The organism is Leifsonia sp. 1010 (genome assembly GCF_031455295.1).
GTDB lineage: Bacteria > Actinomycetota > Actinomycetes > Actinomycetales > Microbacteriaceae > Leifsonia.
In genome coordinates this window covers 149,465-165,028 of record NZ_JAVDSL010000002.1, presented here as the reverse complement: position 1 = coordinate 165,028, position 15,564 = coordinate 149,465, and the positions used below count along the sequence as shown (strand labels likewise).

At 70.1% G+C, this 15,564-nt stretch carries 12 protein-coding genes; 3 read left to right on the top strand and 9 right to left on the bottom strand.

The features are described 5' to 3' along the window. The first annotated feature begins 37 nt into the window (after positions 1 to 37). The gene (locus tag J2Y42_RS11510; RefSeq protein ID WP_309858547.1) at positions 38 to 421 is read left to right on the top strand and encodes a DoxX family membrane protein; all 384 of its coding nucleotides are present in this window, start codon (positions 38 to 40) and stop codon (positions 419 to 421) included. 21 nt (positions 422 to 442) lie between these two features. Here the strand turns inward: J2Y42_RS11510 and J2Y42_RS11505 are convergent, their stop codons facing one another. From J2Y42_RS11505 to J2Y42_RS11465, 9 genes are all read right to left on the bottom strand, one after another. Further along, positions 443 to 1,174, bottom strand: a complete 732-nt coding sequence (locus J2Y42_RS11505) for a copper homeostasis protein CutC (protein ID WP_309858544.1) — start codon at positions 1,172 to 1,174, stop codon at positions 443 to 445. Between the two features lie 84 nt (positions 1,175 to 1,258). Beyond that, complete coding sequence (gene ilvC / locus J2Y42_RS11500) at positions 1,259 to 2,287, bottom strand: ketol-acid reductoisomerase (RefSeq protein WP_309858540.1); 1,029 nt, start codon at positions 2,285 to 2,287, stop codon at positions 1,259 to 1,261. Positions 2,288 to 2,344: 57 nt separating this feature from the next. After that, positions 2,345 to 2,854: an acetolactate synthase small subunit gene (gene ilvN / locus J2Y42_RS11495; RefSeq protein WP_309858537.1), complete on the bottom strand. Its 510-nt coding sequence runs from the start codon at positions 2,852 to 2,854 to the stop codon at positions 2,345 to 2,347. 2 nt (positions 2,855 to 2,856) lie between these two features. After that, positions 2,857 to 4,671 (bottom strand): acetolactate synthase large subunit, encoded by a 1,815-nt coding sequence (locus J2Y42_RS11490; RefSeq protein ID WP_396427152.1) that lies wholly within the window; start codon positions 4,669 to 4,671, stop codon positions 2,857 to 2,859. A gap of 44 nt (positions 4,672 to 4,715) precedes the next feature. Further along, on the bottom strand, positions 4,716 to 6,410 hold the full coding sequence (gene ilvD / locus J2Y42_RS11485) for a dihydroxy-acid dehydratase (RefSeq protein ID WP_309858532.1): 1,695 nt from the start codon (positions 6,408 to 6,410) through the stop codon (positions 4,716 to 4,718). Positions 6,411 to 6,482: 72 nt separating this feature from the next. Beyond that, positions 6,483 to 7,307 (bottom strand): trehalose-phosphatase, encoded by an 825-nt coding sequence (gene otsB, locus J2Y42_RS11480; RefSeq protein WP_309858528.1) that lies wholly within the window; start codon positions 7,305 to 7,307, stop codon positions 6,483 to 6,485. A gap of 67 nt (positions 7,308 to 7,374) precedes the next feature. Then, a complete protein-coding gene (otsA, locus tag J2Y42_RS11475; RefSeq protein WP_309858525.1) occupies positions 7,375 to 8,847 on the bottom strand; it encodes an alpha,alpha-trehalose-phosphate synthase (UDP-forming) in 1,473 nt (490 codons plus the stop codon). 161 nt (positions 8,848 to 9,008) lie between these two features. Then, positions 9,009 to 9,926, bottom strand: coding sequence for an SGNH/GDSL hydrolase family protein (locus J2Y42_RS11470; RefSeq protein ID WP_309858523.1), 918 nt, complete (start codon positions 9,924 to 9,926; stop codon positions 9,009 to 9,011). Between the two features lie 35 nt (positions 9,927 to 9,961). Continuing rightward, positions 9,962 to 10,648: a helix-turn-helix domain-containing protein gene (locus J2Y42_RS11465; RefSeq protein ID WP_309858520.1), complete on the bottom strand. Its 687-nt coding sequence runs from the start codon at positions 10,646 to 10,648 to the stop codon at positions 9,962 to 9,964. A 120-nt stretch (positions 10,649 to 10,768) separates the two neighbouring features. Between J2Y42_RS11465 and J2Y42_RS11460 the strand changes: the two genes are divergently transcribed. Further along, positions 10,769 to 13,663 carry an MMPL family transporter gene (locus J2Y42_RS11460; RefSeq protein WP_309858518.1) on the top strand — a complete coding sequence of 965 codons (2,895 nt, stop codon included), beginning with the start codon at positions 10,769 to 10,771 and terminating at the stop codon, positions 13,661 to 13,663. Further along, positions 13,663 to 15,540, top strand: a complete 1,878-nt coding sequence (locus tag J2Y42_RS11455) for a YhgE/Pip family protein (RefSeq protein WP_309858516.1) — start codon at positions 13,663 to 13,665, stop codon at positions 15,538 to 15,540. The genes J2Y42_RS11460 and J2Y42_RS11455 overlap by 1 nt, the downstream gene beginning before the upstream one ends. Positions 15,541 to 15,564 lie beyond the last annotated feature (24 nt).

Genomic DNA, 15,564 nt, shown 5'->3' with positions numbered 1-15,564 from the left:
TTACGCCCGCCTGTGGACAACCTCAGGGGAGGATGGCATGGTGACACTTCTGGAGATCGCACAGCTCATCGTCCGCATCCTGCTCGCGGCGGTGTTCGTCGTGATGGGGACGCTGCACTTCGTCCCTGGACCGGCTCGCGGCATGGCGGCGATGGTCCCGCCGGCCCTGCGGGTGGTGCGTCCGAGCGTCCTGGTGGCGTTCACCGGAGTCTGCGAGATCCTCGGCGGCGTCGGGCTGCTCATTCCGGCCACGCGCGTCCCCGCCGCCCTCTGCCTGGCGGTCTTCCTGGTGGCGGTCTTCCCGGCGAACGCCTACGCCGCGGGCAAGACCGAGCGGTTCGGGGTCTTCGCGACGCCCCTCGTCCCGCGACTCATCCTGCAGATCGTGCTGATCGCGCTCTGCGTGTTCTGCGCGCTGTAGCCGCACGAACACCGCAGCACCTCAGCGCCGACGATTCGCCGTCTCCACCGCCGCACGGACGATCCGCGCATCCGTGATGTCGTAGGTGGCGGCGCCTCCGCCCGGGCCGCTGGGCGCGCCATGCACCGCGTCGCGCGCGGACAGATGGACCGCATCCACCCCGGTCGCCACGATCTCGGGGATGTCGTCGACGCGCACTCCCCCGCCTGCCATCACCTGCATCCGGCCGGCCACGCGGTCCGTCAGCTGCCGCAGCACCGCGACGCCGTCGATGCTGCGCTCGGCGCCACCGGAGGTGAGGATGCGCGCGACGCCGAGTTCCGCCAGCCGCTCCGCAGCACGCACCGGGTCCGGCGCGACGTCGATCGCGCGGTGGAACGTCACCGTCAGCGGACCGGCCGCGTCGACGATGGCCCCGACCGCCTCCGCGTCCACGGCCCCGCTGTCGTTCAGCGCGCCGACGACGACTCCCGCCGCCCCGGCCTCGCGGGCGAACCCCACATCGGCGACCGTCAGCGCCACCTCGTCTGCGTCGTAGACGAACCCGCCGCCACGCGGGCGGACGAGCACGTGGACGAAGCCATCGCGACCGGCGTCGCGCGCTTCCGCGACCGCGCCGGCGATCAGGGCGGCGGAGGGCGTGAGCCCGCCCATCCCGAGCGCGCTGCACAGCTCGACGCGGTCGGCTCCCCCAGCCAGCGCGACGCGAACGCCGACCACGTCCTGCACGGCGATCTCGACGGCGATGCCCATGTGGCTCCTGACGCAGAAGGGTGCCGCACGCGTCGCGTGCGGCACCCTGAGACTACTGCGCAGTGCGGGAGGTGCGGGCTGCGATCAGCGCGCGACCTCGCCGTCGACGTAGTCGTCGTCGTTCGACGCGTTCCACGCGAAGAGCTTGCGCAGCTCGCGGCCGGTGGCCTCGATGGGGTGCTGCTCGCCCTTCTTGCGGAGCTCCAGGAACTCCGGCGCGCCGGCGTCCTGGTCGGCGATGAAGCGCTTGGCGAAGGTGCCGTCCTGGATGTCGGAGAGCACCGCCTTCATGTTCTCCTTGACGTGCGGGTCGATCACGCGCGGGCCGGAGACGTAGTCGCCGTACTCGGCGGTGTCGGAGACGCTCCAGCGCTGCTTGGCGATGCCGCCCTCCCACATCAGGTCGACGATGAGCTTGAGCTCGTGGAGCACCTCGAAGTAGGCGACCTGCGGCTGGTAGCCGGCCTCGGTCAGGGTCTCGAAGCCGTACTGGACGAGCTGCGAGACGCCGCCGCAGAGCACGGCCTGCTCGCCGAAGAGGTCCGTCTCGGTCTCCTCGGTGAACGTGGTCTTGATGCCGCCGGCGCGGAGGCCGCCGATCGCCTTCGCGTACGAGAGGACGAGCGGCCAGGCGTTGCCCGACGCGTCCTTCTCGACGGCGACGATGACGGGGACGCCACGGCCGGCCTCGTACTCGCGGCGCACCGTGTGGCCCGGGCCCTTCGGGGCGACCATGATCACGTCGACGCCCTCGGGCGCCTCGATGTAGCCGAATCGGATGTTGAAGCCGTGCCCGAAGACGAGGGCGTTGCCCTCCTGCAGGTTGGCCTGGATGTCGTCGGCATACAGGTGACGCTGCACCTGGTCCGGCGCGAGGATGACGATGACGTCGGCCCACGCCGCGGCGTCGGAGGCGCTGAGGACGCGGAAGCCCGCCTCCTCGGCCTTCGGCTTCGACTTCGAGCCCTCCTTCAGGCCGATGACGACCTCGACGCCCGAGTCGCGGAGGTTCTGCGCATGCGCGTGACCCTGCGAGCCGTAACCGATGACGGCGACCTTCTTGCCCTGGACGATCGAGAGGTCCGCGTCGTTGTCGTAGTAGATCTCAGCCACTGGTGCTTCTCCTTGCTGGTTGGTTCGTGTGAATGGTCGGCTCGCCGTGCGGCGGGCTCAATTCCGGAAGACGCGCTCGGTGATGGACTTGCCGCCGCGGCCGATCGCGAGGAGGCCCGACTGGGCCATCTCCTTGATGCCGTAGGGCTCGAGCACCTTGAGCAGCGCCTGAGTCTTTCCGCTGTCGCCGGTGACCTCGATCACCAGCGCGTCGGTCGCGACGTCGACGACGCGGGCGCGGAAGAGGTTCACGGCCTCGAGCACCTGCGAACGCGTGGAGTTGTCCACCCGCACCTTGATGAGCAGGTGCTCGCGCTGCACCGACTGCGCGGGGTCGAGCTCCACGATCTTGATGACGTTGATCAGCTTGTTGAGCTGCTTGGTCACCTGCTCGAGCGGGAGCTCCTCGACGTCGACGACGACGGTGATGCGCGAGAGCCCGTCGACCTCGCTCGTCCCCACCGCGAGCGAGTGGATGTTGAAGCCGCGACGGGCGAAGAGCCCGGCCACGCGGGTCAGCAGACCCGGCTTGTCCTCCACGAGGAGGCTCAGAACGTGCGTGCTCATGGTCACTCCCCTCCGAACGACGGGCTGTGGTCGCGGGCGTACTGGACGTAGCTGTTGCTGACGCCCTGCGGGACCATCGGCCACACCATGGCGTCGGCGCTGACCACGAAGTCGATCACCACCGGGCGGTCGTTGGTCTCCAGCGCCAGCTTGATGGCGGCGTCGACCTCGTCCTCCTTCGTGACGCGGATGCCCAAGGCGCCGTACGCCTCGGCGAGCTTCACGAAGTCGGGGACGCGGACGGTGTCGTGGCCCGTGTTCAGGTCGGTGTTGGAGTAGCGCCCGTCGTAGAACAGGGTCTGCCACTGCCGCACCATCCCGAGGGACGAGTTGTTGATGATCGCGACCTTGATCGGGATGTTGTTGATCGTGCAGGTGGCGAGCTCCTGATTGGTCATCTGGAAGCAACCGTCGCCGTCGATCGACCACACCACGCGGTCCGGCTGGGCGACCTTCGCGCCCATCGCCGCGGGGACCGAGTAGCCCATCGTGCCGGCGCCGCCGGAGTTGAGCCACGAGTTCGGCCGCTCGTACTTGATGAACTGCGCCGCCCACATCTGGTGCTGGCCGACGCCCGCCGTGTAGATGCCCTCGGGTCCGGTGAGCTCACCGATCCGCTGGATGACGTACTGCGGAGCGAGCAGGCCATCGCTTGTGGCCGAATACCCGAGCGGGAACTCCTCGCGGAGCCCGTTCAGGTAGGTCCACCACTCGATCAGGTCGGGCTTGCCGGAGCGGCTCGCGTCCTGGAACGCGGCGGTCAGATCGACGATGACGTCCTTGGCATCGCCGACGATGGGGACGTCGGCGACACGGATCTTGGAGATCTCGGCAGGGTCGACGTCGACGTGCACGATCTTCGCGTTGGGCGCGAACAGGGAGGTGTTGCCGGTGACGCGGTCGTCGAACCTCGCCCCGAGCGACACGATGAGGTCGGACTCCTGGAGCGAGAGCACGGCAGGCACCGTCCCGTGCATGCCGGGCATGCCCAGGTGCTGCTTGTGCGTGTCCGGGAACGCGCCGCGCGCGGTCAGCGTGGTGACGACCGGCGCACCCGTGGCCTCGGCGAGCTCGAACAGCTCCTGCGAAGCGCGGGCGCGGATCACTCCGCCGCCCACGTACAGCACCGGCTTCTTGGCCTCGGCGAGCAGCTGGGCCGCTGCCAGGACCTGCTTGCCGTGGGCCTTGGTGATCGGCCGGTACCCCGGCAGGTCGACCTTGGGCGGCCACACGAACGGAGCGGTGTTCTGCTGCGCGTCCTTGGTGATGTCGACGAGCACGGGACCCGGGCGACCGGTGCCGGCGATGTGGTACGCCGCCGCGATCGTCGCGGGGATGTCCTCGACGTCCTTCACCAGGAAGGAGTGCTTGGTGATCGGCATCGTGATGCCCACGATGTCGGCCTCCTGGAACGCGTCCGTGCCCATCAGCGTGGAGAAGACCTGGCCGGTGATGAACACGACCGGGACGGAGTCCATGTGGGCGTCCATGATGGCCGTGACGAGGTTGGTGGCGCCGGGGCCGGAGGTCGCCATCGCGACACCGACCTTGTTGGACGCCACCGCGTAGCCCTCGGCGGCGTGGCCGCCGCCCTGCTCGTGACGGACGAGGACGTGACGGATCCGGGTGGAGTCCATGATCGCGTCGTAGATGGGGAGGATGGCACCCCCGGGGAGCCCGAAGACGTCGGTGACGCCGAGGAGCTCGAGGGTGCGGACGACCGACTGCGAGCCGGTCAGGATCTCGGGCGACGCCTTGGACGGCGTCGCGGACGGCAACACACTGCTGGGGGTTGCATCCGTGGACATGCCTGTCATCAGTCCTTACATACTGCGGTGGTGGGTGGTGGTGCGAACGGCCCCTACCCGGTGACGGCTCCTTCAGCTGCGGAGCGCACGAGCTTGGAGAACTTCGCGAGAACGCCACGGGTATAGCGCGGAGGAAGAGGCGCCCAGCCTTCTCGGCGGGCGGTCAGCTCAGACTCGTCGACAAGTAGGTCGAGGGAGCGAGCCGCGATATCGACCCGTATCAGATCACCATCGCGCACGAAGGCGATGGGACCTGCGTCCACCGCTTCGGGTGCTATGTGGCCGATGCACAGGCCGGTTGTGCCGCCTGAGAATCGTCCGTCCGTCAATAGTAGTACATCCTTGCCGAGGCCTGCGCCCTTGATGGCGGCGGTGATCGCGAGCATCTCGCGCATGCCGGGACCGCCCTTCGGGCCCTCGTAGCGGATGACCACGACGTCGCCGGCCTTGATGCTGCCCTCGGTGAGGGCGTCCATCGCGGCCCGCTCGCGCTCGAACACCCGCGCGGGGCCCTCGAACACGGCGGCGTCGAAGCCGGCCGTCTTGACGACCGCACCCTCGGGCGCCATCGAGCCCTTGAGGATGGTGATGCCGCCGGTCGGGTGGATCGGGTTGTCGAGCGAACGCATGACCTCGCCGTCCGGCGCGGGCGGGTTGATCTCGGCCAGGTTCTCGGCGACCGTCTTGCCGGTCACGGTGAGGCAGTCGCCGTGCAGCAGCCCGGCGTCGAGGAGCGCCTTCATGACGACCGGGACTCCGCCGTGGCGGTCGACGTCGTTCATCACGTACTTGCCGAACGGCTTGAGGTCGCCGATGTGCGGGACCTTGTCGCCGATGCGGTTGAAGTCGTCGATCGTGAGGTCGACCTCGGCCTCGTGCGCGATCGCGAGCAGGTGGAGCACCGCGTTGGTGGAGCCGCCGAACGCCATCACGACCGCGATGGCGTTCTCGAACGCCTCCTTGGTCATGATGTCGCGCGCGGTGATGCCCTTCTTGAGCAGGTTCACCACGGCCTCGCCAGAGCGGTGCGCGTAGTAGTCGCGGCGGCGGTCGGCCGAGGGCGGCGCGGCCGAGCCCGGCAGGCTCATCCCGAGCGCCTCGGCGACGGAGGCCATCGTGTTGGCGGTGTACATGCCGCCGCAGGCGCCCTCGCCCGGGGCGATGGCGCACTCGATGCGCTTGAGGTCTTCTTCGCTCATCTTGCCGGCCTTGCAGGCGCCGACCGCCTCGAAGGAGTCGATGATCGTGACGTCCTTCTCCGTGCCGTCGGAGAGCTTCACCCAGCCGGGCGCGATCGAGCCGGCGTAGAGGAACACCGCGGACAGGTCGAGGCGGGCGGCCGCCATCAGCATGCCGGGGAGCGACTTGTCGCAGCCCGCGAGCAGGACGGTGCCGTCGAGGCGCTCGGCCATCATGACGGTCTCGACCGAGTCGGCGATGACCTCACGCGACACGAGCGAGAAGTGCATGCCCTCGTGGCCCATCGAGATGCCGTCGGAGACGGAGATGGTGCCGAACTGGAGCGGGTATCCGCCGCCCGCGTGGACGCCTTCCTTGGCGCCCTGCGCGAGACGGTCGAGGGAGAGGTTGCAGGGGGTGATCTCGTTCCACGAGCTGGCGATGCCGATCTGCGGCTTCTCCCAGTCTTCGTCACCCATGCCGACGGCGCGGAGCATCCCGCGGCTGGTGGTGGCTTCGATCCCGTCCGTGACGACGCGCGAACGCGGCTTCCAATCGACTTCTGGCATGGAACAACTCTAGGACGTCTCGAATGCCGCTCCGACCATGCGTCCCCTGCCTGGGGAGAGCTCGCGAAGGCGTCAGTCTGTGGACGAGTTCACGCGCGCCTCGCGCGCCTGGGCCAGCAGGCCCAGCAGGGTGGCGATCGCGCGCTCGTCCGCGACGCGGTACTGCGCGGCCGTCTCACCCGTCCCGACCTTGATGCCGACGTCGCCGTGCTCGGGGCGCAGCACCGCGAAGCCGTCCTCGTCGGTCACGTCGTCGCCGGCGAACAGCACCGCGGTCGCGTGCGTGTACTCGCGCAGGCGCTCGACGCCGTCGCCCTTGTTCGCGCCGCGGACGGAGAACTCGATGATGTCCTTGCCGTCGCGGATGGTGAGGCTATCGCTGACCGACGCCGCGGCCTCGCGGGCGCGGGCGACGACCTCCGGTCCGCGCTCGGCGGCCACGAGTCGGTAGTGCACGCCGAAGCCGACCGGCTTGGTCTCGAGCTTGGTGTCGGGGATGTCGTCCACGAGCGCCTGCAGCGCCTCGCCCAGCCGGGCCAGGGTCTCCTGCTCCTCCGGGCTCAGGTCGAGGGAGACGCCGTCGCGGCCGAAGCGGATCTCGACGCCGTGCGAGCCGATCAGCAGCGCGTCCTCGTCCGCCTCCGTCACGGTTTCGAGGCTCGACAGCGGGCGACCGGAAACGTACGCGACCCAGGTGTCCGGCAAGTGCTCGAGGCGGTCGAGCGCGGCCTTCGACTCCGGAAGCGCGCGGGCGCCGCGCGGCACATCCACGAAGGGGGCCAGCGTCCCGTCGAAGTCGAGGGCGAGCAGCAGCCGGTCGGCGCGCGCCAGCTCCTGCAGGGCCGACGCGAGGGCGACGGCGGAGGCGGGCGGGCGGTGCGAAGCGGTGTCGGTCATGCGTCTTTCCTGCAGGGAGTGGGGCGAGGGATGCGGCTCAGCGCCGGCCGGGTCAGCGCCGGCCGGTTCAGCGCCGGTTGACGGGCGGGTTCTGCAGCGGGTGGTCGCCGTGCGCGCTGCGGGTCAGCGCGTCGAGGAAGGACGCCGACCAGCGCGCGACGTCGTTCGTGAGCACCTTCTTGCGCAGGGCGCGCATCCGCCGCGTGCGGTCTCGCCGCGGCATCGCGAGCGCCTGCAGCACGGTCTCCTTGAGTCCCTCGATGTCGTGCGGGTTGATGAGGAGCGCCTGCCGGAGCTCGTCGGAGGCGCCGGCGAACTCGCTGAGCACGAGCACGCCGTCCTCGTCCACGCGGGTGGCCACGTATTCCTTCGCGACGAGGTTCATGCCGTCTCGCAGCGCCGTGACGAGCATGACGTCGGCGGCGAGGTACAGCGCCACCATCTCTTCGCGCGGGTAGCCGTGGTGGAGGTACGCGATCGCAGTGTGGCCGAGGGTGGAGTAGTCGCCGTTGATGCGGCCGACGGTCAGCTCGATCTCGTCGCGCAGCTGCCGGTAGGTCTCGACGCGCTCGCGGCTGGGGCTGGCGACCTGGACGAGCGTGACGTCCTCCGCGTTCAGCCGGCCCTCTTCGAGCAGCTCGCCGAAGGCCTTGAGCCGGTGACCGATCCCCTTCGTGTAGTCGAGGCGGTCGACGCCGAGCATGATCTTCTCGGGGTTGCCGAGCTCCTCGCGGATCTCGCGGGCGCGGGCCTGGATCTCCGGCTTCCTCGCGAGCTCCTGGTACTGGTCGGCGTCGATGGAGATCGGGAACGCGCGGGCGAGCACCGTGCGCACCAGGCCGCCGCGGCGGTCCGTCGTGACGTGGCGGTGCGAGCCGGCCTCCGGGTCGTCCGTGTCGATCGGCACCTCGATGATGGGGCCGCGGGTCTCGAACCCCTTCAGCCGGCGGACCGCGCGCGAGAAGTTGCCGGCGTCGGCGACGCGCTGGAAGCCGATCACGTCGGCTCCGAGCAGGCCGTCGATGATCTGACGGCGCCAGGGCAGCTGCGAGTAGATGCCGTACGGCGGGAACGGGATGTGGTTGAAGAAGCCGATCACGAGGTCCGGCCGCAGCTCGCGCAGCATCGCGGGCACGAGCTGCAGCTGGTAGTCGTGCACCCAGACGACGGCACCGGGCGCCGAGACGGAGGCGGCGGCCTGGGCGAACCGGCGGTTGACCTTCACGTAGGTCTCCCACCACTCGCGGTGGTAGCTCGGCTGCGCGATGACGTCGTGATAGAGCGGCCACAGAGTGTCGTTCGAGAAGCCCTCGTAGTACTCCTGCAGCTCCTGGTCGGAGAGCGGGACGGGCAGGATGTTGATGCCGCCGGCCTCGAAGGGCTCGATCTCCTCCCCCGCCACGCCGGCCCAGCCGATCCAGATGCCGTCCTGCGACCGCATCACGGGCTCGAGCGCCGCGACGAGACCGCCGGGCGATGGCCGCCAGTCGGCGTTCCCGCTCTCGTCGACCACCCGGTCGACGGGCAGTCGGTTGGACACGATGACCAGATCGTACGTGTCGTCGTTCGTGGTCGTGCTCGCGGTGTTCGTCGTCGATTCAGGCGTCGCGGTGATGGTGGGTCAACTCCCTCGAGGGGTCGGGACGTGGACACCAGCCAGGGTACCAGCGTCCTCCGAGCCCCCTCACGGGGTGCTCGCGGCTAGTGCGCCTTCCCGAGCAGCTGGACGAGCCGGCTCGCGTACTCGGCGTAGCCGGCGCCGGTCGGGTGGAAGACATCCGGGCCGGTCGTGTTGAGCCACGGTTTCCGGTCGCCGATCGCGTGGCCGGCGAAGTCGACGGGGAGGTAGGTCATCGCCTTGCCGGCCGCCCTCTGCTCGTCGACCGCCTGGCGGATCACCTCGTTGAGGCCGAGCGTCGCGGCATTGATCGCCGCTGCGGTGCCGAAGTCGGGCGCGTTCGGATCGGACGCGTCGTAGAGCAGCGTGTAGCCGGTCACGACGATGCGCGCGTTGGGCGCGGCCTGCGCGATCGCGCTGTAGACCGTGTCGAGCCGGTCGGGCAGCACGTTGAGCAGCGACAGGGCGGCCGTCACCTCGTTGCGGCAGGCGGCGGCCTTGCCCGCCGCGCAGTCTCCCGCGATCGCGGCGACGCCGAGGTCGTTGCCGCCGATGCTGACCGTCACGAGATCGGTACGGTCGTCGAGCGCGATCAGCTGGTGCTTGAGCAGGTCGGAGGTGGTGGCCCCGGCACAGGCCGCGTTGACCACGAGGTCGATGCCCGCGTCGCGGGCGAACACGGCGGGGTAAGCGCGCGGGCTCAGCCGGCACTTCCCCTTCTCGTCGCCGCCGCCCATGCCCGCGGCGAACGAGTCGCCGAGGGCGACGTACCGGGTGGATGCGGTGAGCGGCTCCTTCGGGAACGGGTCGGGGGTCGCCGTCGGCGTCGGGACGGCGGTCGACTCGGCATGCGGTGTGTCGGCGCTGGTGGGCGCGGCCGAGCACGCCGTCAGTACCGTGAGGACGGCCGCCGTGGCGAGCAGGGCGACGGAGCGGAGCACACGCGAGGAGCGCGGCGCGCGCAAAAGCGCACGGGAGGTCCGGGATGCTTCGGGTCGCATCCCATCGAGGGTAGTCGCCGACGCTTGGCGAACGCTCAAACGCGCTCGGTCAGCGCCAGCAGGATCGCGGGCACCGACTCGGACAGCCGCTCCGTGAAGGTCCGCTCGTCCCCGGCGAGCACCGCGCGGGCTTCGCCGCTCGCGCACAGCTCGGCGATCACGCGGACGGCCTCCTCCGGGGCGATCGTGAAGCGGCGCCGTGCGCTCGCGAGCGCTTCGACGACGATCTCGGTGAGGTCGGCGAAGAACTCGTCGTGATACCGCAGATAGTCGGCAGCGATGGCGTGGTCGCGCAACGCCATCAGCTGGAACTCGGCCTGCACGAGCCACCAGCGTCGGTCGTCGGACTGCAGCTCCAGGATGTGCGTGATGGTCTGCAGCACATCCTCGTCGGAGAGCCCTGCTCCCTCTGCTCCGACGAGCGGCGCGAGGAACTGCGCGACGCCGGTGTTCAGCTGTTCGAGCCGCATGGTCTTCTCGCGCTCCATCAGCGCGAAGAACAGCTCCTCCTTGCTGGAGAAGTTGGAGTAGAACGCGCCGCGCGTGAAGCCGGCCGCCTCGGCGATCGTCTCGACGCTGGCGGCGCGGACGCCCTGCTCCGCGAACACGTCGAAGGCCGCGTCGAGCAGGCGCGCGCGAGTGCGCTGACGCCGGGCCGACTCGGCCGGGATGTCCTCGGGAACGCCGGCGGCGACGCCCTCGCTGAGAGTCGTGCTTTCCAAGCTGAAACCTTCCTGAAGGAGCTATCGATACAGGAGTGTATCCGATACGGTCGTGTACGGATACAAAGGTGTATCGAACCGCTCCTCACCCCTTTTCGGTACTCATCCACTGGAGAACGCGTGTCCTCGCTCCTGTATTCGGTCGGCCGATGGGCCTACCGCGCCCGTGCCCTCGTCGTCATCGTCTGGATCGGCCTGCTGGCGCTCCTCGGCGGCGGCGCACTCCTCTTCAATCAGGGTACGGACAACAGCTTCAGCATCCCGGGGACCGAGTCGCAGGACGCGCTCGACACGCTGAGCCGCACGTTCCCCCAGGTCAGCGGTACGACCGCGCAGATCGTCGTGGTCGCCCCGGACGGCCAGACGGTCGACGACAACGACATCAAGCAGCCGATTGAGGACACGGTCGACCAGCTGAAGGACGTCAATGGTGTCTCCGGCGTCAGCTCCCCCTACTCCACCCAGGTCAAGAACCTGATCTCCGACGACCGCTCGGCGGCCATCATCACGGTCCAGCTGAAGGGCCAGATGACCACGGTCACGGACGCGACCAAGACGGCCGTCAAGGATGCGGGGGCCGATCTCGCGAAGCAGTTGCCCGACGGCGCGAAGTCGGCCGTGGGCGGTCAGCTGTTCTCCCAGAACCTGCCGACGCTGTCGGTCATCGAACTCGTCGGCGTGCTCATCGCGCTCGTCGTGCTCATCCTGACGTTCGGCTCGTTCCTCGCGGCCGGGATGCCCCTGCTCACCGCGATCCTGGGCGTCGCCATCTCGATGTGCCTGATCTTCATCGCGACGCTGTTCGGCTCGATCTCGTCGACGACGCCGATGCTCGCCCTGATGCTCGGCCTCGCCGTCGGCATCGACTACTCGCTCTTCATCATCTCCCGGCACCAGGCGCAACTGAAGTCGGGGGTGCCGCCGGAGGAGTCCGCCGCGCGCGCGGTCGCGACAGCGGGATCCGCCGTGCTGTTCGCCGGCATCACGGTCATCATCGCCTTGGCCGGTCTCGCCGTCGCCAACATCCCGTTCTTGACCACGATGGGCATCGCGGCGTCCGTCGGCGTGGCGGTCGCCGTGCTCGTCGCGCTGACCATGACGCCCGCGCTGCTCGGCTTCGCCGGGGCACGGCTCACGCCGGGTCGCCGGAAGGCGGCGCGCGCCGCGAAGCGCGGGGCGACGGAGGCCGAAACGGCACAGGCCGCTCCTTCCGCCGCAGACTCCCCCGAACCCGTGGATGCGTCCGCACCCTCGTTCGCGCATGCCGCGAAAGCCGACATCCCGCCGGGGTTCTTCCGCGGCTGGGTGCGTGCCGTCATCCGCTTCCCGATCGTCACCGTCGTCGCCGTCATCGTCGCCCTCGGCATCGCCGCCCTGCCCGCCCTGCAGCTGCGGCTCGCCCTCCCGGACGCCGGCTCCCAGCCGGAGGGCGCGCCCGCTCGCGTCGCGTACGACCTGGTGTCCGACCACTTCGGCCCCGGCTACAACGGTCCCCTGATCGTGACCGGCTCGATCATCTCCAGCACCGACCCGGTCGGCCTGATGACGAAGATCGGGGACGAGATCGCCGATCTTCCCGGCGTCGCCTCCGTCCCGCTCGCCACGCCGAACGCGACCGCTGACACCGGCATCGTGCAGGTCGTCCCGACCACCGGGCCGAACGACCAGAAGACCGCCGACCTGGTCGCCGAGATCCGTTCGAAGCACCAGCACTTCCTCGACGAGTACGGCGTCGATCTCAAGGTCACCGGCAACACGGCAGCCCAGATCGACGTGTCGTCGCGACTGGCCGGCGCGCTGCTGCCCTTCGGCATCCTGGTGGTCGGGCTCTCGCTCATCCTGCTGACGATGGTGTTCCGCTCGATCGCGGTGCCCATCAAGGCCGCACTCGGCTACCTGCTCTCGGTCGGCGCCGCGTTCGGAGCGGTCACGGTCGTCTTCGAATGGGGCTGGCTGGCCGATCTCCTGCACGTCGACAAGACCGGCCCGATCATCTCGTTCATGCCGATCATCCTGATGGGCGTGCTGTTCGGACTCGCGATGGACTACGAGGTGTTCCTGGTCAGCCGTATGCGCGAGGACTACGTGCATGGCGGCGACGCCCGGCGTGCCATCCAGAGCGGGTTCGTCAGCTCGGCCAAGGTGGTCACCGCGGCCGCGATCATCATGATCTCGGTCTTCGCCGCCTTCGTGCCCGAGGGCGATGCGTCCATCAAACCCATCGCGCTCGGCCTTGCCGTCGGCGTGTTCGTCGACGCGTTCATCGTGCGGATGACGGTCGTCCCGGCGGTGCTGCAGCTGCTGGGCGAGAAGGCCTGGTGGATGCCGCGCTGGCTCGATCGCATCCTCCCCTCCTTCGACGTGGAGGGCGACGGCCTGCAGAAGGAGCTGGAGCTCGCGAACTGGCCCGAGGGCGGGGAGAACCTCGTCGCCGCGGCCGACGGGCTGACGGTCAGCACGCGCAAGCGGCGCCTGGTGGGCGACGTGTCGTTCCGTCTCGCCGACGGCGAGGTGCTCGTCGTGCACGGCGACGACCGGACGGCAGCCGTCGCACTGCTCATGGCGATCACCGGCCGCACGCCGGTCGACGGCGGAACCGTCAAGGTGGCGGGCCTGGTGCTGCCCGTCCGGGGCGCCGCAGTCCGCTCGCGCACCGCCATCGTGCGGCTGGACGCGGCCGAGACGCCGGTGGAGGACCTCCGCCACGCGCTCGCCGGCCGGCCGCAGCTGCTGGCCCTCGACGCCGTCGACTCCGTCACCGACCCGATCGAACGCCGCCGCATCCGGGCAGAACTGACCGCGGCGCTGAGCCGCGCCCGGGTCGAGGAGCGCCCGTTCGCGCTCGTCGTCAGCTGCGTCGAGCCCGCGGGCCTCGACGATCTGCTGCCCGAGAGCGCCGAACCTACCGAGGTCGACCTCTCCGCCGGCCCCGGCCCGCGCGCCGTCACGGCTCCCGACCTCACCGACCCCGACCGCGCCGAGCACGGCGCCCACCTCGAGAAGACGAACGCCTGATGACCACCCCCTCCTCCCGCCTCCGCCGCCCGCGCTCGCTGTTCTCGCTGGAGCGCATGCGCTCCGACAAGCGCGTCACCTGGCTGACGATCGTCGGCCTCCTGCTCGTCCCCATCACCATCGGCGGGCTGCTCGTCTGGGCGCTGTGGAACCCGACCGAGCGCCTGCACGACGTCAAGGCGGCCGTGGTGAACCTCGACCAGCCCGTCAAGGTGAACGGGCAGACGGTGCCGCTCGGCCGTCAGCTCTCCGCCGGCCTCCTCGACTCGAAGAACGACAACTTCACCTGGGTGCTGACGGACAAGAAGGATGCCGACAAGGGCATCAACAGCGGCGAGTACGTGTCGGTGGTCACCATCCCGGAGAACTTCTCGAAGGCGGCGACCTCGACCGCGGGAGCCGCGGCCGACGCCACGCAGGCCACCATCGACGTCCGCACCGGCCCGGACTCGAAGCTGGTCGACCCGGCCATCAGCCAGGCGGTCACGACGACGGCGACCTCCGTGCTCAACAAGCAGCTGACCTCCACGTACATCGAGAACGTCTACGTCGGCTTCAACACCCTCGGCGAGCAGCTCGGTAAGGCGGCAACAGGGGCCGACCAGCTCTCCGGCGGCCTGACGCAGCTGGCCAGCGGCACGCACCAGCTCGCCGACGGCGCGGCACAGCTCTCGACGGGAGCGTCGTCGCTCGCGACCGGCATCTCGCAGCTGTCCGACGGAACGTCGGGGCTGGCCGACGGACTGAACACGCTCGCGTCCAGCGGCGCGGCGGTCGACGGAGGCGCACAGCAGCTGGCGGGGACGGCCGCCACGATGTCCTCCAGCCTCACCGCCGCCACCAACGGGATCAACGCAGCCGTCGCTCAGAACTGCGCGCCGCCGGCCGACCCCGCCGTGGGTGCCCTGTGCGCCCAGCTGTCCGCTCAGCTGAAAGACCTCAACACAGCACAGGCCTATGGAGCCGGCCTCGCATCGGGTACGCAGACCTTCGCCGGCCAGCTCGCGCAGTACACCGGCGGGGTGTCGCAGTCGGCGTCCGGGGCGCAGCAGCTCGCGAGCGGCGCATCCCAGTCGGCGGACGGCGCCCAGCAGTTCGCGACCGGCGTGAAGCAGCTCAGCGACGGCATCCCGGCCCTCGCCTCCGGCGCCGACCAGTCGGCCTCCGGCGCGTCCTCGCTCGCCTCCGGCCTGCACACGGCGGTCAAGCAGCTCCCGAGCTACGACAGCGGTGAGCGGACCAGCCTCGCGAAGGTCGCGGCCGAGCCGGTCACGCAGAAGGCCTCCGGCGAGACCGCGTTCGGCACGGCGAGCATCCCGCTGTTCGCCTCGGTCGCGCTGTGGCTCGGCGCCCTCGCCACGTTCCTCGTGCTCCAGGCGCTCTCGCGCCGCGCGCTGCTGACGTCGCGCGCCGCGGGCCGGATCGCGCTCGACGGGTTCCTTCCCGCCGCCGCGCTCGGCGTCGTGCAGGGCGTGCTGGTCGCGGCCGTGCTGGCACCGGCGCTCGCGGTCGACGCGGGCCACTGGTTCGGCTTCGCCGGGCTCGCGGCTGCCGCCGGCATCGCCTTCGCCGCGGTCAACCACGGCCTGGTCGCCCTGCTCGGCGGCGTCGGACGATTCCTGTCGATGCTGGTCGTCGTGGTGACCCTCGCCTCGGGCATCGTGTCGACCGCTCCCGGATTCTTCGACGCCGCCCTGCCCTGGCTGCCGACCGCGCCGGCCATCACCGCGCTGCAGGGGGCGATCGACGGCTCGGCAGACGCCTGGCGCGGCCTGGGCGGACTTCTGCTCTGGGGCGCGTTCGGGTTCGCCCTCGCGCTGATCGCCGTCGCCCGACGCCGGGTCGTGCGCGCCGCGCAGCTGCTGCCGGCCGAGTAACCGCATCCGTTGGGCGCAACACGC